Source organism: Fructilactobacillus carniphilus (genome assembly GCF_024029675.1).
Lineage (GTDB): Bacteria > Bacillota > Bacilli > Lactobacillales > Lactobacillaceae > Fructilactobacillus > Fructilactobacillus carniphilus.
The window spans coordinates 1,345,770-1,368,749 of the sequence record NZ_CP097121.1 but is presented as its reverse complement, the minus strand read 5'-3'; the positions used below and the strand labels follow the sequence as shown (position 1 = coordinate 1,368,749).

22 protein-coding genes and 1 pseudogene are annotated in these 22,980 nt (G+C 46.1%); 9 read left to right on the top strand and 14 right to left on the bottom strand.

The features are described 5' to 3' along the window. Positions 1-11: 11 nt before the first annotated feature. The 5 genes and pseudogenes from M3M37_RS06855 to M3M37_RS06835 all read right to left on the bottom strand — a co-directional run bounded on the left by M3M37_RS06855 (position 12) and on the right by M3M37_RS06835 (position 4,699). On the bottom strand, positions 12-971 hold the full coding sequence (locus M3M37_RS06855; RefSeq protein ID WP_252795062.1) for an ABC transporter permease: 960 nt from the start codon (positions 969-971) through the stop codon (positions 12-14). Between the two features lie 2 nt (positions 972-973). Continuing rightward, positions 974-1,942: an ABC transporter ATP-binding protein gene (locus M3M37_RS06850; RefSeq protein WP_274705512.1), complete on the bottom strand. Its 969-nt coding sequence runs from the start codon at positions 1,940-1,942 to the stop codon at positions 974-976. Beyond that, positions 1,942-2,957: pseudogene (locus tag M3M37_RS06845) on the bottom strand (ABC transporter ATP-binding protein). The gene M3M37_RS06850 and the pseudogene M3M37_RS06845 overlap by 1 nt, the downstream one beginning before the upstream one ends. 393 nt (positions 2,958-3,350) lie before the next feature. After that, positions 3,351-3,941, bottom strand: a complete 591-nt coding sequence (locus M3M37_RS06840) for a CPBP family intramembrane glutamic endopeptidase (RefSeq protein ID WP_252795061.1) — start codon at positions 3,939-3,941, stop codon at positions 3,351-3,353. Further along, a complete protein-coding gene (locus M3M37_RS06835) occupies positions 3,938-4,699 on the bottom strand; it encodes a nicotinamide mononucleotide transporter family protein (protein WP_252795060.1) in 762 nt (253 codons plus the stop codon). The genes M3M37_RS06840 and M3M37_RS06835 overlap by 4 nt, the downstream gene beginning before the upstream one ends. Positions 4,700-4,866: 167 nt before the next feature. Between M3M37_RS06835 and M3M37_RS06830 the strand changes: the two genes are divergently transcribed. Further along, the gene (locus tag M3M37_RS06830; RefSeq protein ID WP_252795059.1) at positions 4,867-5,085 is read left to right on the top strand and encodes a hypothetical protein; all 219 of its coding nucleotides are present in this window, start codon (positions 4,867-4,869) and stop codon (positions 5,083-5,085) included. 63 nt (positions 5,086-5,148) lie between these two features. Here the strand turns inward: M3M37_RS06830 and M3M37_RS06825 are convergent, their stop codons facing one another. Beyond that, the gene (locus M3M37_RS06825) at positions 5,149-5,955 is read right to left on the bottom strand and encodes a manganese catalase (protein ID WP_252795058.1); all 807 of its coding nucleotides are present in this window, start codon (positions 5,953-5,955) and stop codon (positions 5,149-5,151) included. Positions 5,956-6,258: 303 nt separating this feature from the next. Between M3M37_RS06825 and M3M37_RS06820 the strand changes: the two genes are divergently transcribed. Beyond that, positions 6,259-6,774 (top strand): flavodoxin, encoded by a 516-nt coding sequence (locus tag M3M37_RS06820; protein WP_252795057.1) that lies wholly within the window; start codon positions 6,259-6,261, stop codon positions 6,772-6,774. Between the two features lie 59 nt (positions 6,775-6,833). On the opposite strand, the gene M3M37_RS06815 is transcribed toward M3M37_RS06820, so the two are convergent. Both M3M37_RS06815 and M3M37_RS06810 read right to left on the bottom strand, forming a co-directional pair. Further along, on the bottom strand, positions 6,834-9,191 hold the full coding sequence (locus M3M37_RS06815) for an HAD-IC family P-type ATPase (protein WP_252795056.1): 2,358 nt from the start codon (positions 9,189-9,191) through the stop codon (positions 6,834-6,836). A gap of 145 nt (positions 9,192-9,336) precedes the next feature. Then, a complete protein-coding gene (locus tag M3M37_RS06810) occupies positions 9,337-9,762 on the bottom strand; it encodes an Hsp20/alpha crystallin family protein (RefSeq protein WP_252795055.1) in 426 nt (141 codons plus the stop codon). A gap of 209 nt (positions 9,763-9,971) precedes the next feature. On the opposite strand from M3M37_RS06810, the gene M3M37_RS06805 reads away from it, so the two are divergent. Genes M3M37_RS06805 through nrdI form a run of 3 tightly spaced genes read left to right on the top strand, consistent with a single transcriptional unit; the run spans position 9,972 to position 14,906 of the window. After that, positions 9,972-11,336 (top strand): hemolysin family protein, encoded by a 1,365-nt coding sequence (locus M3M37_RS06805; protein WP_252795054.1) that lies wholly within the window; start codon positions 9,972-9,974, stop codon positions 11,334-11,336. 56 nt (positions 11,337-11,392) lie between these two features. After that, a complete protein-coding gene (locus M3M37_RS06800) occupies positions 11,393-14,419 on the top strand; it encodes a YfhO family protein (RefSeq protein WP_252795053.1) in 3,027 nt (1,008 codons plus the stop codon). A 13-nt stretch (positions 14,420-14,432) separates the two neighbouring features. After that, positions 14,433-14,906 carry a class Ib ribonucleoside-diphosphate reductase assembly flavoprotein NrdI gene (gene nrdI, locus M3M37_RS06795; protein WP_252795052.1) on the top strand — a complete coding sequence of 158 codons (474 nt, stop codon included), beginning with the start codon at positions 14,433-14,435 and terminating at the stop codon, positions 14,904-14,906. 56 nt (positions 14,907-14,962) lie between these two features. On the opposite strand, the gene M3M37_RS06790 is transcribed toward nrdI, so the two are convergent. Beyond that, entirely contained in the window at positions 14,963-15,412 is a 450-nt protein-coding gene (locus tag M3M37_RS06790) for an NUDIX domain-containing protein (protein WP_252795051.1), read from the bottom strand. A 139-nt stretch (positions 15,413-15,551) separates the two neighbouring features. Here M3M37_RS06790 and M3M37_RS06785 point away from each other — a divergent pair, with 139 nt between their 5' ends. The 4 genes from M3M37_RS06785 (at position 15,552) to M3M37_RS06770 (ending at position 18,938) form a co-directional block, all read left to right on the top strand. Then, positions 15,552-16,895, top strand: coding sequence for a dihydrolipoyl dehydrogenase family protein (locus M3M37_RS06785; RefSeq protein ID WP_252795050.1), 1,344 nt, complete (start codon positions 15,552-15,554; stop codon positions 16,893-16,895). Positions 16,896-16,924: 29 nt separating this feature from the next. Further along, positions 16,925-17,314, top strand: a complete 390-nt coding sequence (locus tag M3M37_RS06780; protein ID WP_252795049.1) for a DUF488 domain-containing protein — start codon at positions 16,925-16,927, stop codon at positions 17,312-17,314. Positions 17,315-17,318: 4 nt separating this feature from the next. Beyond that, the gene (locus M3M37_RS06775; RefSeq protein ID WP_252795048.1) at positions 17,319-18,254 is read left to right on the top strand and encodes an aldo/keto reductase; all 936 of its coding nucleotides are present in this window, start codon (positions 17,319-17,321) and stop codon (positions 18,252-18,254) included. 144 nt (positions 18,255-18,398) lie between these two features. After that, a complete protein-coding gene (locus M3M37_RS06770; protein ID WP_252795047.1) occupies positions 18,399-18,938 on the top strand; it encodes a hypothetical protein in 540 nt (179 codons plus the stop codon). A 36-nt stretch (positions 18,939-18,974) separates the two neighbouring features. On the opposite strand, the gene M3M37_RS06765 is transcribed toward M3M37_RS06770, so the two are convergent. From M3M37_RS06765 to M3M37_RS06745, 5 genes are all read right to left on the bottom strand, one after another. Beyond that, the gene (locus tag M3M37_RS06765; RefSeq protein WP_252766622.1) at positions 18,975-19,292 is read right to left on the bottom strand and encodes an ArsR/SmtB family transcription factor; all 318 of its coding nucleotides are present in this window, start codon (positions 19,290-19,292) and stop codon (positions 18,975-18,977) included. A 15-nt stretch (positions 19,293-19,307) separates the two neighbouring features. Further along, positions 19,308-19,883 carry a cadmium resistance transporter gene (locus tag M3M37_RS06760; RefSeq protein ID WP_252795046.1) on the bottom strand — a complete coding sequence of 192 codons (576 nt, stop codon included), beginning with the start codon at positions 19,881-19,883 and terminating at the stop codon, positions 19,308-19,310. 126 nt (positions 19,884-20,009) lie between these two features. Then, a complete protein-coding gene (locus M3M37_RS06755; protein ID WP_252795045.1) occupies positions 20,010-20,714 on the bottom strand; it encodes a methionine ABC transporter permease in 705 nt (234 codons plus the stop codon). After that, on the bottom strand, positions 20,711-21,769 hold the full coding sequence (locus tag M3M37_RS06750) for a methionine ABC transporter ATP-binding protein (protein WP_252795044.1): 1,059 nt from the start codon (positions 21,767-21,769) through the stop codon (positions 20,711-20,713). The genes M3M37_RS06755 and M3M37_RS06750 overlap by 4 nt, the downstream gene beginning before the upstream one ends. Further along, entirely contained in the window at positions 21,750-22,964 is a 1,215-nt protein-coding gene (locus tag M3M37_RS06745; protein ID WP_252795043.1) for a pyridoxal phosphate-dependent aminotransferase, read from the bottom strand. Before M3M37_RS06745 ends, M3M37_RS06750 begins: the two co-directional genes overlap by 20 nt. Positions 22,965-22,980 lie beyond the last annotated feature (16 nt).

Below are 22,980 nucleotides of genomic sequence, written 5' to 3'. Positions count from 1 at the left end.
GTTCCTCCTTCCTACTCAATCCGAATCCGGGGATCCACGATACTCAAGACGATATCTGAAAGTAGGGTCCCTAAAAGGTTCAAGAATCCGTACAGTAACACTAACGTGGTGATAACCGTGTAATCACGGAAGTTAACTGCGTTTAAGAATAGTTGTCCCATCCCTGGATACGAGAAAATCATTTCGGTAAAGATGGAACCAGCTAGTAATCCAGTAATTGAGTAGCCGGCGAAAGCGGCAATTGGTAACACGGAATTTCTAAAGATGTGGTGCCGGTAGATTGCCTTGCTAGGAACCCCCTTGGCAACTTCCGTCTTTACAAAGGCGGAGTGTTTGGAGTCAATTACTTGGGAACGTAAGTACTGAATGATATTTACGGTTCCAAATAAAGCTCCCAAGAGACCCGGTAAGATAATGTGCCCTAGTCGAGATAAAATAGTTGGTCCTAAACCAGAAACACTCGGTGAGACAGAACCTGAAGTTGGGAACCACCCTAATGCGTATCCAAAAATCCAGATTCCAATCACAAGAACCACGAAGAATGGAATCGACATCGTAACGTACGTGTAAATCCGAATTAAGGTATCCGGCCATTTTCCTTCATTCTTCCCGGCGTAAATTCCGAGTGGTAATCCAATCGCGTAGGTCAGAATCATTGTGAAGACCGCTAACCAAAGGGTGTTCATTCCCCGTTGTTTAATCAAGTCCACCACGGGCATCTGGTACTCATAACTCATCCCTAAGTTGCCGTGGAACAAGTTAACCACCCAGTGCCAGTACTGTACGTACCACGGATCAAACAATCCATTGGCCGCCATCAATCGGTGAATTTCAGCGGGGTTACTCTTTGGGTTAATAGATCCAGTAAATGGATCCCCCGGCATCGCCTTCGCCATCAAGAACACCAAGATACTCAAGACAATTAATTCGGGAATCATAATCAAGATTCGGCGTAAAATTGTTTTCCACATGATTAATCTTCCTCCTTTAATTGCTTGTAATGCAGTGCTTCTTTGGGTGGTAATGAGACCAGATGTCCGGGACTAACTTCAACCATGGGGTAGGCCCGACCGTTTTCATCGTAGTAGTCATCTTTATGTTCCTGATATTGTTTTTCAATCTCTCGTCTATGTTCCAAGTTACTCTGCCGTTTTTCGAGGTTGGTACTAGGAATGGCAGCGAGTAAGCGTTGGGTGTAAATGTGTTTAGCATGTTGATAAATATCGGCTCGACTACCAACTTCAACGATTTGGCCCCGATTCATAATCGCGATTCGGTCACACATGTGTCGCACCACCCCGAGGTCATGAGAGATAAAGAGGTAGGAAACCCCAATCTCACGTTGAATCTTCTTCATGAAGTTCAAGACCTGCGCCTGAACCGATAAGTCCAAGGCAGAAACTGGTTCGTCCGCGATAATCAACTTCGGGTTCGTGGCTACGGCGCGGGCAATTCCAATCCGTTGCCGTTGGCCCCCAGAAAATTGGTGGGGATACTTGTACAGCATGTCAGGAGCTAGCCCCACAATCTTCATTAGTTGCAAAACCCGAATTTTTTCTTGTTCGGGAGTTAATTTTTCGAAGTTTTTCAGTGGTTCGGCGATGATACTTTCGACCCGTTTGCGGGGGTTCAAACTCGAAAAAGAATCTTGGAAAATCATTTGCACTTCTTTATCGTAGTTTAGCTTTTCCCGTTCGTGCTTCGTATCAACCGGCTGCCCGTTAAATTGAATCTCACCGGACGTGGATTTTTCCAGTCCGATGATGGTCTTTCCTGTCGTTGATTTCCCCGAACCGGATTCTCCAACTAATCCAAACGATTCTCCTGGTTGGATTTCAAAACTCACTCCGTCGACGGCGTAAACTTTGTCGACCACGCGGTTGAAAAAGCCGCCGCGAATGGGAAAGTGAACTTTTAAATTGTTAACCGTTAACAAGCTCATTATTCACTTTCCTCCTTAAAGTAAAAGTTCTTGTAGCAGGTACACCGGACTTCGTGACCATCCTCTAAGCGGTGCATCTCAGGATGTTCTTCGTGGTCACTAGCCGGAATCCAAGGAATCCGGGGTGCAAAGGCATCTCCGGTCCGCGGCATCTTTTGCAATGACGGAACGGAACCTTGAATCACGTAAAGATCATCGTTTTCACTGTCCGCTTGCGGAATTGATTTTAATAATGAACGAGTGTAAGGATGTTTGGGGTCGTTGAAGACTTGGTCAACCGATCCCTTTTCCACAATCTTACCAGCATACATAACGTGCACGTAGTCGGCGGTTTCGGCCACCACCCCTAAATCATGAGTGATTAGGATGATGCTAGCGTGGTTTTCAGTTTGGATGCTCCGCAACAAGTCCAAGATTTGCGCTTGAATCGTTACGTCCAGCGCGGTGGTTTTGGTTCATCGGCAATGATGAAATCCGGCTTACATGCAATTGCAATGGCGATTACGACCCGTTGGCGCATTCCCCCAGATAACTGGTGGGGAAATTGGTGCGCCGTCCGCTTCGGATCCACAATTCCAACCTGGTCTAACAATTCCAACACCCGTGCGTGCCGTTCGTTGGCGTTTAAATCGGTATGATAGATCAACGTTTCTTGAATCTGATCCTCAATCCGTTTCAGGGGATCTAGGGCTGACAATGGATCCTGGAAGATCATGCCAATCTTGGCGCCCCGAATTTGGTTGTATGTATTCTCATCAATTTGGGTTAAATCTTGTCCTTCAAAGTCGATTTCGCCGCTAATCTTAGTTTCGGCAGGATCTTGTAATCCCATGATGGAATTAACCAAGGTACTCTTACCACAACCAGATTCACCCACAATTGCCAGAATTTCATCTTGTTTAATCTTCATATTAATTTCAGAAATCGCCGGATAAAACTTCCCATCGATTTTAAATGAGGTGGTTAAATCCTTAACCGTGAGAAGCGTTTGCCGTTTTGTTGTCGGTGCTGTCATAAAATCGTCTCCAAATAAATACCTTAACTTTAATTTAAATTTTACTCATTATAGGACGCATTTTCTTAACTTACAAGCCGTTTTTTTGTTTTTCAGCAAGAAAATGACGAACCTTTTTATTTTTTCTTAGGCTTGAATTCGCTTTCATCCTATTATTATCGCCAACTGTAAATGATCATTAAACAAGGGAAAATTTTTTATTTTTTCAATAATTCCACACTTAAAAAAATTAATTATTCAGTGATTATTCCCTGACTAAAACTAACTGTTAACAAAAAAGCGTTCCTGAAATTAAATTTCAAGAACGCTTTCTACGTTAATTTTTAGTTGTTATTTCCATCGTCTTTGTTGTTATTACTATTAGTGTCTGAGTCAGAGCTATATAGTACTTTATCATTGCAAAAATCGGCTTCCAATTAGCAGGGATAAATTCAACAAAGAGTGGAGCACAATGCAATTTAGCACATTTTCCGTCTTAAACTGAACGTAACAAAGAATCAGTGAAATCAAAACGAACTCTACAATCTCAATTAGATTAGTGGAAAAATGAAGTGCCACAAACAAAACTGTGGAAACTAAAGTTGCAATGACAAGCTGTTCGGAAGCATAGTTACCAAAAATTACACCCCGACAGATAACTTCTTCCATAATAGGCGCAAAAATCAGCACCTGTAACACCTGGTAGGGGAGTAACTTAATGGAATCACCTTGATCTGGTTCCAACAGGACTGAGCCAATCATAACGATTAACCCTACCCCTAACGCCAGTCCGTCCAGTTTAAAATTCAAGCCCCGAAATTGAACTAAGTGAGCGTGAAGCGTATACCACAAAATCGAGCCAATAATGAGGAGATCACGAATAATTTTTAAAAATGGTTCGTTCCAATCCGGTCTGATTTTCAGCAGTAAAGCAGTTGCTAACGACACCCCAAAGATGATTAAAAAGATTAGTAAAACGGCCTTGCCAAGGTCAATGATTTTCATTTAGCCTCCCGAGATTGGATCACCGATTTTCCCGTTAACTTCCAGTAGACAAACGAAATCATTGAGTTGAGGACGTAGTAAATGTACTTACCAACGTTGGCCCAGTTTCCCATCGTTACGTTCCGGACCAACTGGAGGACGTTATAGACACCCCAAGCGGTCCATTGTGACTTAACCTTAAAAACGTTCAAAATATCTGCCATTAACGAAAATGAAAAAACTAACGATGTCATGATGAACAAAAAGTTTACCTGGCGAAACGCCCAGTAGTTAATTCCAAAGCTAATAATTACGGCAAATACCGCAATTAACGGCATCACAACTTTAGCGTGCGGAACCGTTCCCTTCCGATGTTTAAAAATCGTCCGCCATGTGAACCAAGCCAGCATATTAAGCACGAAGGAAATTGGATAGGTATAAATCGCCCCAAAGTTTCCCAACGCATAGTCCACGAACCCCGCAATCACAATGTTAATGAACCCAATCAGATTTCCGAGGTTATTAATCTTACCCACGTACCGCGTGGATAGCACAGATAGAACTGCTGAAATTGTGGAGACAATTCCTAAGGGGAACCACTTCCAGGTACTGTCGCGGAGCCACGGAATCGGTGACTGCGCTAACGTGGTGGCGTAATAACCAGCCGAAATGGTTGCTGCTAATACGATAGCGACTCCCAATAAATCGAACCAGTTCGAACCTGCCGTTCGATAAGCCCAGTTGATGATTTGGTCTTTGCGTTTTGGGGATAACTGCATGATCTAAACTCCTTTTGTTTTTTAAGTGGCGTGTCGACAAGCTAGTCGACTTGCGGATGGCAACCCACTAAGTAATTAGATTTGACCCTAGTTTAGCACAATTCTATTGTTCTAACTGGGAAAATTTGATAAATTACTAACAAAGCTAAAATTTGGAGGTGATTTCCTTGAAAAAAACGTATTTTTATTTTCTCTTAGCAATTACGTTGATGAGCTGGCTCGTACAAATTTACATCTTGGTAAATGCCATTAAAACCCAAGCAGTGCTTGGCCTCCTGCCCGTGATTGCCTATAATTCGCCGCAAGGAGCCTTTGGGTGGTCATTGTGCATCGCGTTATTGCTGACTATCATCACAATTGTGGCCCGTGTGTTTACAAAAAAATAAACAAAAAAGACCGGGTCTGCAGTCATACAGATCCGATCTTTCATTTGAACCAAGGGATTAAAATTAACCTTGGTCGTTGTGAAGCCGCTTGTCAGCTGGCTTCGTCTTAGGAATACCACCCATTGCTTCTGGGTTTTCTTGGTAAGTGAATTTCTCACCGTCTTTAGCAACTTGTCCTTCAAAGGCCTTGGAACCTTCACCATCGGAGAAGTTCATCAATACGTGAGAGAATTGCTTGTGTTCAATTTCTTTCATATCACCTGGTACGATTACACCGTACTTTTCTTCTAATTCTTCTTGAGCCTTCATGAATTGAAGTTGGTGTTGAGTTTCACGAGCTAACAAGAACTTCAACATGTCACGAATTCCTTCGTCTTCAGTCATGTAGTAAAGACGACTAACTTGTAAACGAGCTTCTGATTCACGCGTTACGTTGAACCGCATGTCAGCAACCAGGTTACCACTAGAAGTAGCGTAGCCGGCGTTCCAACCAAAACCGTTCGGGTTGTTTAAGCTAGCAGTCATACCGTGAACTAAGGCGTGTTCTGGGTCCATCCCAGCCATAACAGAAGCTAAAGCAGGATCCTTTTGGTAAGCAGCGTCTTGTTCGCTAAATGGTGCTCCTTCTAACAAGTAGGCAATCATAGTAGAAATCATTTCTACGTGGGCAATTTCTTCAGTACCAGTGTCTAATAAAAGATCTTTGTACTTTTCGTCACCAGTTGAAGACCAACCTTGAGATAGGTAAGACATCATACCAGTCACTTCACCCCATTGGCCTCCCAATGATTCTTGTAAGCGACGTGCCATTAATGGATCTGGACGATCCGGCTTGGCGTTGTACTGTAGTTTGCGTGTGTGTTTAAACATAAGAAACATCCTTTCTGTTTTTTACCGTAGCTAATTCACATTAGCTACTTCCCAATAGTTTTCATGCCGCACGTTAAGCAGTTGCCCACTTGTGTATCGCACGCAATTAAATATATCACGATGAATTACCATTGTCTATCAAAAAAGCTTATTTTTGGCGAAAAAAATTCAGAAAATTATTTTAATTGACAATTGAGGTTGCTCATAAGCATGATTAACCGGTCTTTTCAGCCTGTTTTGGATGAACATTGTGCTATGATTAACTTGTGATAAATTATTTTGTACCAGAAAGGAACCTTCATCATGCCAGAAACTAAAAATTTAATTGCCTACTTTTCTAGAACCGGAAACACGAAAGCCATTGCCGAAATGATTCAAGCACAAGTGGGCGGTGATTTATTTGCCATTACCACTAAAGAACCACTACCAAAGACTTTCCAACAACAATTAACTGCTGCCCAAGCTGATCAAGAATCCCACCATGACCCTGAACTGGCTGACCAAGTAACTGATTTTGCTCAGTATGATCACATTTACCTGGGAACTCCCACTTGGGACATGGCTTTACCGCAACCAGTGGCTAGCTTTTTATCCAGTTATGACTTTAACGGTAAAACGGTGCTTCCTTTCGCCACCAACTCTGGCTTTGGAACGGGAACGGTCTTCTCCCAAATCAAGGATCTCGCGAAGGGTGCCAACGTGCTCCCTGGGTTAACCTTAAAGGGTGGGAACGAAAGCGATGGCGAAGATTTCGTCATTACTGGTAATTACCAACAAGAAGTTCAAGATCAAATTAATGATTGGCTGAACCAAAACTAATCCGTAAAAAACTCAAAGAGCTATCATCCGCATCGATGATAACTCTTTTTACTTAATAATTATTTAGATCGTGCAAAACGGTGCTGCAGCTGGTGGTACCACGTCTGGACAACTGGGGTAACCCGATCGACCAGTCGTTGTAGTCCCAGAAACAGCGGATTAATTAAGAGGATTAAGACCAATCCCACTGCCCCCAATGGCCAACTGAAGATTGAGTCAAAGCCAAAGAAGTGACGTAAAAAGATAAAGGTTAACAAGAAGAGAACAATGCTACTCAAGACCACCGTTGACTTATAGGGATTCAGCGGTCGACTAACCAGAATCAATGCTTGCCAGCAAACAAAACCGGTAATCAACACACTCAAAGTGGACAACTGCAATTGATTCCAGTGCAGTAACACCCCAATCCCATTGATCACTAAGATATTAATGACCACCGTCAAAGCGGACGGCAACGAAATCCCGGTAATCCCAGCCACAAAGCGGTCCTTGATGGGATGAAAGGCCGGCGCTAATGCCAGTAAGAACGAGGGAATCCCCACCATCAAGCTGTTAATCGGAGTTAACTGAATCGGTTCGAAGGGATAGTCCTTGGCCAAGAACAAGAAAATAATACTGAGCATCACCGAAAACATCGTCTTAATCAGGTAGAGTGAGGCGATGCTATCTATGTTATTGATGACCCGCCGTCCCTCTTTAAGCACGTTAATGAGCGCCGAAAAGTTCGAGTTCATCAACACAAAGTCCGCAATACTCTTGGTACTTTCGTTTCCACTGGCCATCGCAATTCCACAGTTCGACTGCCGCAACGCCAGGATATCATTGACCCCATCACCGGTCATGGCAACCGTGTGACCGTTGGCTTGTAAGGCCTTAATTAGTTGTTCCTTTTGGTCCGGTTTGACCCGTCCAAAAATCGTGTACCGGTTGGTAAGTTCTCGATAATCGGCATCGTCTGGCACCTGACTCATATCCACTAATTGCTCCCAACCCGGAATGTTCGTGGTGCGGGCAATTTGGGCCACCGTCGTCGGATCATCACCAGAAATCACCTTTACAGTAACTCCCTGATTGCGCAGGTACTCTAAGGTCGACTCTGCGTCCGGACGAATTACATCCGTAATTAAGATGAACGCCAATAAACGAGTTCCCTGTAATTCCGTGGTCGTCATGTGGTCCGCTTGAACTAGTGCCAACACTCTGTTACCAGCTTTGGCAAACGTCGCCACTTGCTCTCGCTGGGCAGGCGTTAGATCCAACACAAACTGGGGAGCACCCAAGGCAAAGTTCCCCGTCGTCCCCAGCTCCGCACCACTCCACTTGCGAGCCGAAGAAAACGGCACCACGTGGCTAACGGCGTAGGGATGTTCGGTAAAGTGCTGCTGCAGAGTTTGCGCTGTTTCGTTGGTATCGGCAATCCCGTTGACCAGCGATCCCAAGATGGCACTTACCTCTGCTTCAGAATATTGGTTTGTGGCTAGTTGTAGCTCTTTAAATTGTAACTTCCCCGTCGTAATCGTTCCCGTTTTATCGAGACAAATCGTATCAACCCGGGCCAGCGTTTCAATCGACGCTAAATCCCGGACCAATACGTGTTGCCGGGCCAAATTATACGCGGAAACTGCCAGCGTTACCGAGGATAGTAACACCAGTCCTTCCGGAATCATTCCCATCATGGCAGCAACCGTCCCTAAAATGGCCTGGTTGTAGCCCACGCCGTGGAAAAAACGTGATGCTAACAGAATGGCCCCGAGTGGCACAATGATAATGGTGAGAATCCGAATAATCCGGTTGATTAACCGCAACAAGCGACTGTTATTTTGCTTAGTTGGTTTAAGCTTGGCAGTCAAGGAGTTCACAAAGGTCGCATCGCCCACCTTGGTTACCTGAACGTATGCATTCCCGCTCACCACAAAACTTCCCGACGTTACGGAATCACCAACTGCTTTGGTAATTGGATCGGCTTCCCCCGTAATTTGTGATTCATCAACTTCCAGTTCCTGGGTGGCAATGATTTTACCGTCCACCGGCAGTTGGTCACCCAACGTAATCTTTAACGTATCGCCCTCCACAATCTCAGCTGGGGCAATCGACTCCGCCGTTCCGTTCCGGATTACCGTAATCGGTGAATGTGACAACAGCGCCATTTTATCAATCTGGCGTTTCGAACGGAGCTCCTGAAAGATGCCAATCAAGGTGTTCACCGTGGCAATCAATAAGAAGAGCATGTTTTTGTAGCTCCCCGTTGTAAAGACCATGACTGCCAGCACCACGTTAATTAAGTTAAATAAAGTAAAAACGTTCTCGGCAATAATCCGACCCGTTGATTTGGTAAGGGGTTTAGGTTCCGTATTCTTCAATCCTTGGTGCACTCGCGCTTGGACTTCCGCACTGGTTAAACCCGTTAATTCTTGCATGCTGAATCCCCACTTTCGTCCTTTTACTACCATTAGTATACAGAAATCTAACTTCGGCGCGGGCCCCAAGCTCTTGTTTCCGTCAAATTTAAGCAAAAATAAAACATCTCGTCCGAACTGGGACCAGATGTTTTATTAGGTTTAATTATTTAATTTCAATGTTGTTACTGCCATCATCAGCGGAAGCAACCTTCGGTAAGGTAACTTTCAACAAACCATCGTGGTAGTTGGCATCAATTTTGTGGTCATCCACGTCTGGCAGGTAAAAGGATCGAGTGACGTCCATGGAACGCCGTTCTTGACTCAAGACGTGTCCATCCTCATTTTGCATTTCTGCGTTAATGTCATTTGTGGCATGCACGTTCAAAGTGCCATCGTTGTAGGTCAGATGAATATCCTGTTTCTTAAATCCCGGTAATTCCACGATCACTTCGTAATCGGTTTGATGTTCAATCACGTCGGTCTTCATTTGGTTATCGCCAGCCACTGAAGTCAACAAACTCTTACCAAAGTTCCCAAAGAAATCATCTAACGGATTGCGACCGTTATTTTGCATTTCATTCCGTGCCATTTTAAAAACCCCTTTACCAATTAATCTATCAGTTACCTGACGCCTATATTTTAGGTCCAGCCAGCCAGCAAGGCAACTAATTAGCCCGAAGTTTCAGAGTCGTTTTCTACAATATTATGGTAAAATAAGAGATAACTGTTTAAAATAGGATTAGTTAGCAACTATTACTATTTTTATTTACTTACATCAACGAAAAGAGGAATGCTACTTTGGTTACTGGATCGATATTTATCGACTTAGTTATTATTTTAGTCACATTCTTTTGTGCCGGCTTTTTCGTGGCCTGTGAGTTTGCCCTGGTGCAAACCCGGACCACGGCCCTACAAGAGGAACTCGATGACGAAAACACTTCTACCAAACGAAAACGGAAATTAACCCGTGAACTGCACATGGTGAAAAACCTGAATGAATACCTATCTACCACCCAAGTGGGAGTTTCGTTAGCCGGAATTATCCTGGGATGGATTGGTGAATCCTTTGCAATTGCTGTCTTTGTCAGAGTACTCGGTCACGACGGAATGGGAACCCCGAGCGCCACGGCGCACGGAATTGGCGCCATTTTGGGAATTATCGTGTTGACCTACTTAGAGGTGGTCTTCACAGAAATCCTGCCCAAAAACCTGAGTATTGATATGCCCCTCAAGGTATTAAACGTGGTTAGCACGCCCTTACATTACTGCCACGTCATCTTCTATCCCTTCGTTTGGTTACTGAACGTTTCCGCCTCTGGAGTAGTTAAGCTACTGGGCTTACCAGTTGCCAACGAAAACGACGAAGCATTATCACAATCAGAAATCCTCAGTGTTTCCAAAGCCGCCGTCCAAAACGGGGACCTCGAACAAAACGACTACCTGTACATGCGGCGGGCCTTTGAGCTCAACGATAAAACGGCCCGCGATATCATGATTGATCGGACGCAACTCAAAACCATCGACATTAACGATACCGTTAGCGATGCAATTGAGACTTACTTAAGCACAAAGTTTAGTCGGCTTCCCGTCGTCAAAGATAACGATAAAGATGACATCCTCGGCTACGTCTACATTTACGATTTAATCAAGCAATCGCAAATTAACCCGGATAAACCAATTACCACTTTGATTCGGAAGATTGACACCACTTCAGAAACCACCACGATTTCGATCGTGTTACAACAAATGATTAAGAATCACCAACCCATCGTGGTCGTCATTGACGAATACGGGGGAACTTCCGGGATCATCACTGACAAAGATATCTACGAAGAACTCTTTGGAACGGTCCGCGACGAAATTGACCCATCGAGTCATACCTACATCTTTAAGCAACCCAATGGTTCTTACAAAATCAGCGGTAAACTCAATACTTACGACTTTGAGAAGTATTTTGATACACAAATCAAAGAATTTAATGAATCAGACATCGTGACGATTGCCGGGTTTGTGATTGATCACTACCCGCACATCGAAGTTGGTGACGTAGTGCAAATTGGTCACTTTAACTTTAAAGTTCTTGATTACGAAAACTCATTTATTAACTGGTTCGAAGTCACCGAAGCTCCCGTGACCACGGACGATGATTCCGAAGAGCACTAAGATTTACACTAAACGAGGAGAACCTCGTTTTTTTATTGACAAGGAGTTCATTTGAGATGGAAAAGCTGCGAAAAATCCCCGTGTGGGTGAGTTATACGTTTTTCTTTGCCGTCATCATCGCGGTCTACTGGTGGACGTTTCACCTCACCAACCGTTCATTAATCTGGAGTCTTGACGGCATTGCCCAACACTATCCGATTTTAGTAAACTTTCGGAACTTGTTGACGCACTTTCTTACCCATCCGAGCCAGGGTTTAACTCACTGGTCCTTTAACATTGGCCTCGGAGCGGATCAACTAACCAGTTTTTCCTACTACGTCGTCGGCGATCTGTTTAACTACTTAATCGTCTTCTTTCCCAAAAATCAAATTGAACTAGGCTACAGCGTGCTAGTGCTCTTACGGCTGTACTGTGCCGGGCTTGCCTTTCTGTTCTACCTGAATTGCTTCCGGTTCCGCAAAGTTAGTCGGCTCATCAGTACCCTAACCTACACTTTCTCGAGTTTCGCACTCTACGCGGGCATGCACCATGCTTTCTTTCTGTTACCCTTAATTTTCTTTCCACTGTTAGCAGCTGGAATTGAACGAATATTACAGCAACGCTCGTGGTTCCCGCTCTTTTTAGCAGTCCTAATTACCTTTTTAAGCAACTTTTACTTTGCCTACATGTTGGGATTGGGCTGCCTGGTGTACGTCGGGATCCGTTTCTTGATGTTACGCAAAACCCCTGGATTTAAATGGTTCCGTTCCTTATTACAACTGACGGGAACAGTCGTGCTTGGCATTTTAGCTGCCGCGGTACTGTTCATTCCCACCATGCTGTATGCCTTTCAGTCAACCCGACTGACGGGCGCCTTTGCGAACGGCTACTGGTTCTATCCTCCGAACTACTACCTCAACTTACCTAGTAAAATCCTCGGGCTCGGAGGTCCCTTCTCCTTCTGGCTAATCATCGGCATGAGCGGAATCAGTTTCTACGCCGTGGTCTACGTCTTTGCGCACTTTAAACGTTATCGTTATGTCACCATGGCCCTGATATTAGTCGGAATCGGAATCCTATTTCCCGCTGTCAGCGCTACCTTTAACGCCTTGGCCTCGCCTTCCAATCGCTGGTTGGCCCTCGCCTTATTGCCGCTGGGCTTAGCAACGGCCATCTTTGCCGATCACCTGACCCGGTTAACCCGACGGGATTTGCTCACCATGGGAATCAGCACGGTCATCCTGCTCTTCTTACTGTGGGGGAGCCGGGGTTTCTTACTCCGCCTGCAACGTCACGATGTGGTGGAATACCTGCTGTTGCTTACTTTACTGGCGCTCTTCTGGCTCGCTAAGGACTACCACTGGCGTCCCCGGACCATTTACCTAAGTGTCCTCGGAATTGTCACCGTTAACCTAATGGCGCTGGGGCTGGGCTACTACAGTCCTAACAACAGTGGCTTTACCAAGGGAATGTTAGCAACCACGAACGCAGCTACCTACACCCAGCACTACTACGACGGCGCTAACAACTACGTAAAGCAGCGCCTGGGTAACTACCGCACTAGCATTGGTCCCCGGTATCACTATTTCCCAGATGACCGGAATAATTCTTTAAACACCGATTACTTCAACGCTAGTTCAAATGCGCCCATGAATCTGGATACCCACGACATTGCGTCCTACCTGACCGTGGAAAATGGCTACGTGGGTAATTTAGAACGCGCCGTTCGCAATAACCAGTTCACCCCGAATGACCCGGTCGCCCAAAACGACTACCGTTCGACCTTATCAGCCTTAATGGGGGTTAAGTATCTCTTTATCCGTTCAGAAAAAGCGCACCATAGCTTACCGGCGGGTTTCCAGATCGTGCGGGATCACAAACGCGAACCCCTGCTCTTTGCCCAGCAGAATCCAATGCTCCCGCCCGACCAACAACAAGGGACAGTCTTAGCTGAGAACCGGAACGCGCTGCCCCTGATGTACAATCAAACTCGTGCTATTGCTCCGGCAACTTGGAACCGCTTGAATCCAGTTGAAAAGGAACAGGCCCTCCTGGCTGGGACTGTCGTTGACTCGGCGAAAATTAAACCGGCAAAACTGCGCCCAACAGCTAAGTCACTTTCCTACACGACGCACTTCGACCAAGAAGACTGGATTACCACGCCCAAGCAACTGGCCGAGTCCGAGTGGGCCAAACCGGATGCCACTTTTAGCGTGCACCATCCTACCAAACAGCAGTTGGACCGGGTTTTAACTGCCAACCAACAACGCCAAACTGCGTTACAGCAACAAAACCGGCAGGGCTTACACGAGTTGAAAACGGACGTCTGGGGTAAACATCAGCCCGTCACCATCAAAATTAAGCGACCACAAACCACGAAACAAACGGAGCTGTACCTTGAGTTAGAGGGAATTCAAGCCAGTGGTCCGAGTGCTACGGAACAAAACCAGGTCGAAAAGAACCTGGCCTTAGTCAGAAATCAGCCGTTGACGGGCATGAACCGCCTCAACGAATGGCGTAAAAACCTGCAAACGGCTAACAACGGTAGTTTCAAATTAATTGCGAAAACCAAGGGAATGAGCAACGCCGTTACCCAGCTGGGAACGGACGAACTCTCAAACTACGTGCCTAAGCACTCCGCCCTGTTAAACCTTGGTTACTCGAGTAAGGTTCGTTCCAAAATTACGTTGACCTATCAGGGTGTTGATCAAATTAACTTCAAACGGGCGCGCGTGATTGCGGTTCCAATGAAACAAAACTACACTCGGCAGATTCGTCAGTTACAAAAACAACGGTTACGTCACATTCAGCAAACTTCTAATCAGATCACCGGGATTAATAACCAACCGCGGACGACGGTCTTAACCACGTCGATTCCATACTCAACTGGTTGGCAGTTACACGTCGACAATCGACCCGTGACAACTAAACGGGTCAACGACGGCTTTGTCGGTGGCATTATTCCAGCGGGCAAGCACCGTGTCACTCTGCAGTACCACACTCCTGGTCTTTTAATCGGCAGCATCCTGACGATGATTAGTGGTATCCTAGTACTCGGAATCAGTCTAATTACTTGGCTCATTTTCAAACGGAAACATGCATAACGGAGGCATCATCATGGAACCAATGCGAATCTTATTTATTTCAATCGAAGGCAACACGCGCAACTTCGTCAATAACCTCACCGCGTACGCGCAAACCATGCACCAGCAGGATCCTGCTCATCCGCTAGTTGAGGGCGTGGAAATTAGCGATCAAACGGACTTTGCCCAGGAAACCAAGCCCTTCTTCGTAACCGTGCCCACCTATCTGGACGGTGGCGACGGCATTGGCAGTGGGGTCACCGAACTATTAACCACCACCCTCGGCGAATACGTTGGTTACAAGGACAACGCCAAGCTTTGTTTAGGCGTCTTTGGGAGTGGGAACAAGAACTTCAACGCTCAATACTGCTTAACGGCTAAGCGTTACTCGCGGATGTTCCAAGTTCCGTTTCTAGCGGACTTTGAACTGCGTGGAACCGACCGGGACGTCCAACGAATCTACCAGGACATGGTCGAACGCAGTGCGGAAGTTTTAACCGCACAATAATCACTCATTAACTAAAAAAGGACTGCTTTCACGTTATCGCCGAAAGCAGTTCTTTTTTAGTTGTGCCAACCCACTTCGTCGTACGGGATGCCCCGTTGGTAATTTTCCAGCGCCCGTCGACGATCCCAAAGTAAATCCTGAGGTAAATCATGGACAGAATACCAGTCGAGCTGGGACGCCTGGTCCGGCTCCGCAATCCAGGGTGTCCCCTGGTAATCCTTAACCACGAAGTAACCACAGTAATACACCGTGTCATTCCCATAGTTGGCGTGAATCAAGGTTGCAAACTCCAGATCCGCTGGCTGGACCGTTAAACCCAGTTCCTCGTGCAGTTCCCGCACCAGTGCTTGTTTCATCGATTCCTGCGCTTCCACGTGACCACCCGCCGCTAAATCATAGTGGCCATCGCCAATTCCGGTTTGAAACCGTTGTTGAAGTAAAACTTCTTCCTGATGATGTCGCAACAGCAACGCAAATACCGCTGATTTGGTTCGATATCGTTCCATCTGGTAACCTTCTTTCTGTAGAACAATTTAATTTTAAAATAACTAACTCAAAGGCGGTTTAATTGCGATACCGCGGTTTTTTTGCTATTTTAAGTTTAGCATCACAAGTACAGTTTACTGTTAAAAAAGGAGAGTAACAATGGCAGAACAAAAATATCAATTTGACGTGCTTTACTTAGGAAGTGGACACGGTGCTTTTAACGGTGCCATGCCACTGGCCCAAGCTGGTTTTAAGCTCGGGATGATTGAAGCAGATAAAATTGGGGGAACCTGCCCAAACCGGGGTTGTAACGCCAAGATTTCCCTCGACATGCCGGTTAAGGTTAAAAACGAAGTGGACCAAATGCAAGGTCACGGATTAACTGGAACGACCAAGATTGACTGGAAGGCCAACTACGAACACGAACATGAAGTGATTGACGCCCTTCCCAACGCCATTGGTTCTGGTCTTGAAAGCCTTGGAATTGAATTAATCCACGGTAAGGGAACCTTGGTGGATGAACACACGATTGCAGTTAACGGGCAAAACTACACCGCTGACAAGATTGTGATTGCCACCGGAGCTCACTACCACCAGTTAGACATTCCAGGTAAGGAATACTTACACAACGGAACTGACTTCTTAAACTTAGCAGAACAACCAGACCGGCTTACCATCATCGGTGGTGGTTACATTGCGATTGAATTCGCAACAATTGCTGCGACGGCTGGAACGAAGGTAACGTTAATGTTGCACCACGAACAAGCTTTGAAGCAATTCTACCAACCATTTGTGGAAGAATTACTGAAAGACTTGGAAGCTAAGGGAGTTACGATTATGAAGAACGTGACTCCTAGTGCCGTTACTCAACAAGCCGATGGTTACGAAGTTGAAACTGACCAAGGCAACGTCGCTAGTGACTGGATCTTAGATGCTACCGGTCGTTTACCAAACGTCGAAGGCATCGGTTTGGACGAAGTCGGCGTGGAATACGATCCTCACAAGGGAATTGAGGTTAACGATCACTTACAAACCTCCGTCGACAGCATCTACGCTTCTGGAGACGTGCTGGACAAGGAAGTGGGTCGTTTAACTCCAACTGCCATTTACGAAGGTCTCTACCTGACGAAGCTCTTTACCGGTAAAACCACGGATCCGATTAACTACCCAGCCGTTCCAAGTGCCGTCTTTGCTTCCCCACGGATTGCCCAAGTTGGAGTTACTCCAGACGAAGCTAAGGCTCACCCAGATCAATACGACGTTAAGGAAGTTGATTTGAGCGAAGACTGGTTCCGGCTGGCCATGCGGGCTAACCAAGGAAAGACGATCACGGTCTTTGATAAAGAAGGTTACCTCGTCGGAATGACGGAAATTAGTTCCGAAGCTGACAACTCCATCGGAAGCGTTCTGCCATTCATCGAATACCACATTGATCCAGAAAAGATGAATGACTTCATCACGTTGTTCCCAACCATTGAATCAGAAACGAAACACCACCTGTAAAAACAAGCTGACGGTGAGGAGGAAGCTCCATGCAGCTAACGATTGAGCGAATTTACACTAAACCCGTAGATCACGACGGTTACCGGATCTTAGTCGACCGTCGCTGGCCCCGGGGGATTTCCAAGGTCAACGCGGCCCTAGATGAGTGGGCTAAAGAAATTGCCCCGACAACGGAACTGCGTCAGTGGTTTAACCACATTCCGGAACGGTTCCCCGAATTTCAACAACGCTACCGTCAGGAACTGGACCACAATCCAGCAACCGCTGCTTTCGTAACGAAGGTGGCAGCACAGTTAGAAACTAGCAACGTGATTCTGCTATACGGTGCCAAGGACCAGCAGCATAACCAGGCCGTCGTGCTGCTGGATTACCTCCATCACCAACCTGCGATTCAATCAGTTTTACAGTCAAAGGAGTAAATTTATGCAAACAGTTAAAATTGGAAAATCAGACGTAACTACCACCCCATTAGGCTTAGGAACCAACGCCGTCGGTGGTCACAACCTCTTCCCCCATCTGCACGATGAAACGGGGATTAAAATCGTTAAAACGGCCCTCGATAACGGGATTACATTGTTAGACACGGCCTATGCCTATGGACTGGGCCGTTCCGAAGAATTAATCGGTCAAGCAATCAAGGACTACGACCGTAGCAAGATTCAAATTGCTACCAAGGGTGGGCAAAAAGTAACCGATCAAGGTGACATGGTAGTTGATGACTCTCCAGAACATCTAAAACAAGCCGTTGCAGAAAGTTTAAAGCGTCTACAAACTGACTACCTAGACATCTTTTACATTCACTTCCCCGATGGTAAGACGCCGTTGTACGAATCAGTGGCCGCCTTACAAGAGCTAAAGGAAGCCGGCAAGATTAAGGCGATTGGCGTTTCTAACCTTTCCATGGATCAACTTCGAGAAGCTAACCGCGATGGCTACGTGGACGTGGACGAAGAACAATACAACCCCTTCGCCCGTGATGCTGAACAGGAACGGTTTGCTTACTTGCAAGAAAACCAAATCTCCTTTGTCCCATTCTTCCCCCTGGCTTCTGGTTTGTTGACCGGTAAGTACAGTGAAAAGACAACCTTTGCGGAAGACGACATTCGTCACGACGACCCGAACTTCCAAGAACCGCGCTTCTCCCAAATCATTAAAGCAGTCGAAACCTTACGGCCAATGGCAAAAGCGCATGACGCTACCATCGCCCAATTAGTGTTAGCTTGGTACATTAAGAACCCCAACATTTCCGTTGTGATTCCAGGGGCTAAACACCCTGACCAGGCTTTAAGTAACGCTAAGGCGCTTAACATTGAGCTAACGGATGAAGAATACAAGGCCATTGATGCAAACTTACGGTAATTAATGATTTAAACCCCGCACTGATTTTAGCAGTGTGGGATTTTTGTTTAGACAGATTTAAAGGGGAATGAGCCCCTTCTCTTTTGTTTCTAACGCTCGTTTGTGGTAAATTACCGATATGACACTACAAAGTGAGGTTATTAAATGAATCCAGAATTAATGTTTAAATTACAAAATTATCTGCAAAAGTGGACCACGATTCGTCGTAACATCCAACGACTCAAGTGGGTTTTTCTCGCTCCGGCGCTACTGTTAATCCTTGTGGGTTTGGGATTGGCAATTTACTTCAACGCCTTTAGTAGCTTTTTCATCCTGCTCCTGGGACTGCTCTTAGGTTTAATTGTCGGCGGAGTTGCCATCTTTAACTACGCCTTTACCGACATCAAATCATTGCTCCACCTCCTGCAGGGTTCCGGATCAAACGTCATCAACGACGCTAATCCTCAGATTGAGCAACTCTCAACCTCTATGCCGGTCATCAGCAAAACCAGAAAAATCATCAACGTAATGGTGGCCATCATCATCTTCGTAACGATTTTACTGCTGGTTCTTAACGCTGCTCCGCTGAGCTGGTTAACCTTCCTGTTTGGTTTCATTAGCGGGAATTTGTTAACCATCGTGGCCCTCGGAACCGCCAAGATTAAAATTGCTAATGGCGCTAATCCGATGATGTTTAAACGCTAACTAAAAAAGCTTCTAACCATTGCGTTAGAAGTTTTTTTATGCGCGAAAATACGGATGTTCTTGGTGCTTCACCACGTGGTCACTGTGTTGGTAAGCCATTTCCACCATTGTGAGGACGTGCGGATCGTTGAGACTGTACAGAATCCGTTTTCCGGTCCGCTGCGCCGTCACCAGTTGATGTTGTTTCAATAACGCCAGCTGGTGCGACACGTTCGGCTGGGTTAAGTTCAGCCGTTCCACAATTGTCGACACGTCCAACGGATTGTTTTCTAACAACAGTAAAATCCGGAGCCGTACCACGTTCCCGAGTAACTTAAAAATCTGGCTGGCTTCCGCTAGGTCTTGTTCGTTCATCGTGCTTCACCTCACCTACAACAGTTTGATTAATCCCATTATATGCGTAATGAAGCCACTATCAAAGAGCACGTACAATCCAATCACCAGATAACTGAACCGCATCAACCGGTCTCCATATCGCTCTAAGATCTGGTTAACCACCGCTAGCTGACTAATCCGTTTTAAGAATACGATGACTAGCACGGTTAGCACCGTTAAATAAGCTACCGTTTCTAAAAACGCGACCAGGGATTGTCCCAGTAAAACAGGAATGAACACCGACAGGTTACAACCGGCACACACGGTTAAGTAGGTTAAGAGCACCGTGATTACCGCGGAATGGCGCTGCTCGGGTTCCGCGTCCTCATCCTCATCACCTCGGATGGCCAGGTAAATCGGTAGAAACCCTAGTCCGCCCAATAGCCACTCTGGGAGCCAGTGCTCCAATGTTTGTCCGAGAACGTAACTCAACACTAATAAGCTGAGCATTCCCAACCAATAGCCGGTTAGCACTGCACGAAGCGAGAACCGCTTTAAAAAGAACAGCAGTAAAACAAAGAAATCTAAGTTAACCGCGATAAAGGTCAACGTTAACAGCCACCAATTCATATTATCATCCTTTCATATGAAAATAATAACATGTATAAGCGACTAGTCAATGATAATGATAATGAAGGCAAAAAAATAACTTCACCAAATTTTGATGAAGTTATTTTACATTATTAAGCTATTTAATTAGGCTTTGGAACTGTGATCAACCCAACGAGCCCACACGTCTCCGACGACTTGAATGATCAGCACCATAATCACCACTAAAATCGTAGCGACCAACGTCGTATCGTTGGCGAACCGGTTATAACCATAGGAGATGGCCATGTTACCTAAACCACCGGCCCCAATGGCACCAGCCATGGCAGTTAATCCGACCAAACTAATCAGCGTTACCGTCGAAACCCGAATTAATTCCGGAAAGGCTTCACTCAGGTAAACTCCCGAAATAATGTCCCAGTTACTGGAACCCAGTGATTGAGCAGATTCAATCGTTCCTTGGTTCACACTCTGCAAGGCCACTTGCACCTGACGAGCGTAGAACGGAAAGACTCCGACTGACAACGGCACCAAGGCCGCCGTCGTTCCGATTTGAGTTCCCACAATTTTTTGCGTTACCGGCGCAATGAAGGCCAGCAAGATGATGAACGGAATGGCCCGGAATAACGAAACCACTTTGTCCACGATGTTAAAAATAATCTTGTTCGGCATAATCCCATCCGAATCAAACAGCACCAGGGCAATCCCAAAGATTAAGCCGGCGATGCCCCCAAAGATGGCGGACCAGAACGTCATGTAGAGGGTTTGCACGATGGACGTCCACCAACCGGTTTCCCCGGTCCACCCCTGTTGCACTACGTTGGGGAAGTTTGTAATAAACCATTCTTTCATTGCGTTACACCTCTCAATTCAGTCACTTGCACGTCTAAATTCTTCAGGTAATCTAAGGCATCCTTAATTTGTTGGTCGGATCCACTCAGATCCACAATCATGATTCCAACTGGTTGTCCCTTAAATTCTTCGATATCAGCATACACGATGCTAGCGGAAACTTGGTACTTGGAGTACAGGTCCACGATGATTGGTTGTGAAATTTCTTGAGAGAAGTACACCAACTTAACTAGGTTCCGTTTCTGCGCATCGATATTCATGGATTGCAGAATGGACAAGGCATCGAAGTCGTTTCCGACAATCTTGCGGGCCACTGGGTTCGTGGATTCCACGAAAACATCGATTAAGCTACCGCTTTCAATCACTTTTCCTTGGTCCATGATTACCACTTGGTCACAAATCCGCTTAATGGCGTCCATTTCGTGGGTAATCAAGATGACGGTTAATCCCCGTTTTTGGTTTAATTCCTGCAGTAAGTCCAAAATTTGGTTGGTGTTTTCAGGGTCCAAGGCAGAGGTTGCTTCGTCAGAAATCAAAATTTCAGGATCGTTGGCTAACGCCCGGGCAATCGCCACCCGTTGTTGTTGCCCCCCGGAGAGTTGACCAGGATAATGCTTGGCGTAATCGGAAAGACCCACGTCTGCCAGTAAATCCTTGGCTTTCTTTTGAACTTCTTTGTCTTTTAGGCCACTGTGTTTAAGCGCAAAGGCCACGTTTTCAAGCACCGTCTTTTGATTTAAGAGGTTGTAATGCTGGAAAATCATGCCAATTTTGCGCCGTTCTTTCCGTAATTCGCCGGTACTAATCACTTTTTCTTCGTGATCATCCTTGGAAAAGAACTGTTCGCCAAGCACCGAAACGGTTCCGTTCGTTGGCTTTTGTAATAAGTTAATCGTCCGTACTAGGGTCGATTTTCCGGCCCCAGAGTAACCGGCAATCCCAAAGATTTGTCCGGCCGGAATGCTAAAGCTCACGTCCGAAACGGCGTGAATGGTTTGTTTGTCTTGGGTAAAATCAACCGAGACATTTTCAAATTTAACGCTGGTTTCCGTCATCGGAAATTCCTCCTTCTGCGTGGTGCGGTGTAAATAAATGTAGTTTCCCAATCCGGTGACAGGCTTCCTGGAGCCGTTCGGGACTCGTAAGCAAGCCGATCCGAACGTATTGATCCCCTTCGGAACCAAAACCCTTGCCAGGAGCAACCGCCACCGCAACTTTGTCTAACAACAAGTCGGTAAACGATTCGGACGTGTACCCCGCTGGCACTGGCATCCAAGAATAAAAGGAACCACCGGCCGGAGTTGCCTGCCAACCAATTGCGGCGGCCGCGGTTTCAAACGCATGTCGTCTGGTTTCATACAAATGGGCCAACTCTGTCACAGAATCCTGCGGACCGGTCAAAGCGGCAATCGCTGCTTCCTGAACCGCTGGAAATACGCTCACAAAGAGATGCGCTTGAATGGCATTAATGGCAGCTACCAAATCTGGATTTCCCACCGCAAAGCCAATCCGCCACCCGGCCATGTTATACGTTTTCGAGAGGGTCGAAAATTCGATTCCGACCTCTTTAGCACCAGGTGTTTGTAAGAAACTCAGCGGCTGTTGGTGATCACCCAGTGCTCCGTAGGCAAAGTCATGGACAATGCCAATTTGATTGTCCCGGGCAAACTGAACCGTCTTTGCGAAGAAATCTGCCGTTGCCACCGCTCCCGTCGGGTTATTGGGATAGTTTAAGTAAAGCAACCGCGCTGCTTGCTTACTTTTTGTACTAATCGTATCATAATCCGGCAGAAAATGGTTACTAGCATGCAAGGGAACTAGTTCGACATCAACATCCGCCAGTCGAGTTCCGGATAAATAGTCCGGATAACCGGGGTCCGGGAGTAGCAGTTTTTCGCCGGGATTCATGACCGCCAGTGGCAGTTCTACCAACCCGGTTTTCGAGCCTCCCAAAATGGCAACTTCCGTTTCGGGATCCACGTCCACTTGATAGTGGTCGTGATAATACTTAACCACCGCCTGCTTTAAGGCCGGGAGCCCGGAAAAGGGAGAGTACTTATGATTTTCTGGTTTAGCCACGGCCACTTGCATCGCTTTGACAATGTTATCCGGGGTCGGTTGGTCAGGATTCCCTTGTCCCAGATTAATCACATCTGCGCCCGTCGCAATTTTTTGGTTCACCTTCTGAACTAACGTGGCAAAGAATTGTTGGGGCAACCGTTGCACCGCCGCTGATTCTGTAAAATGCATATTACTCCTCCCCGCT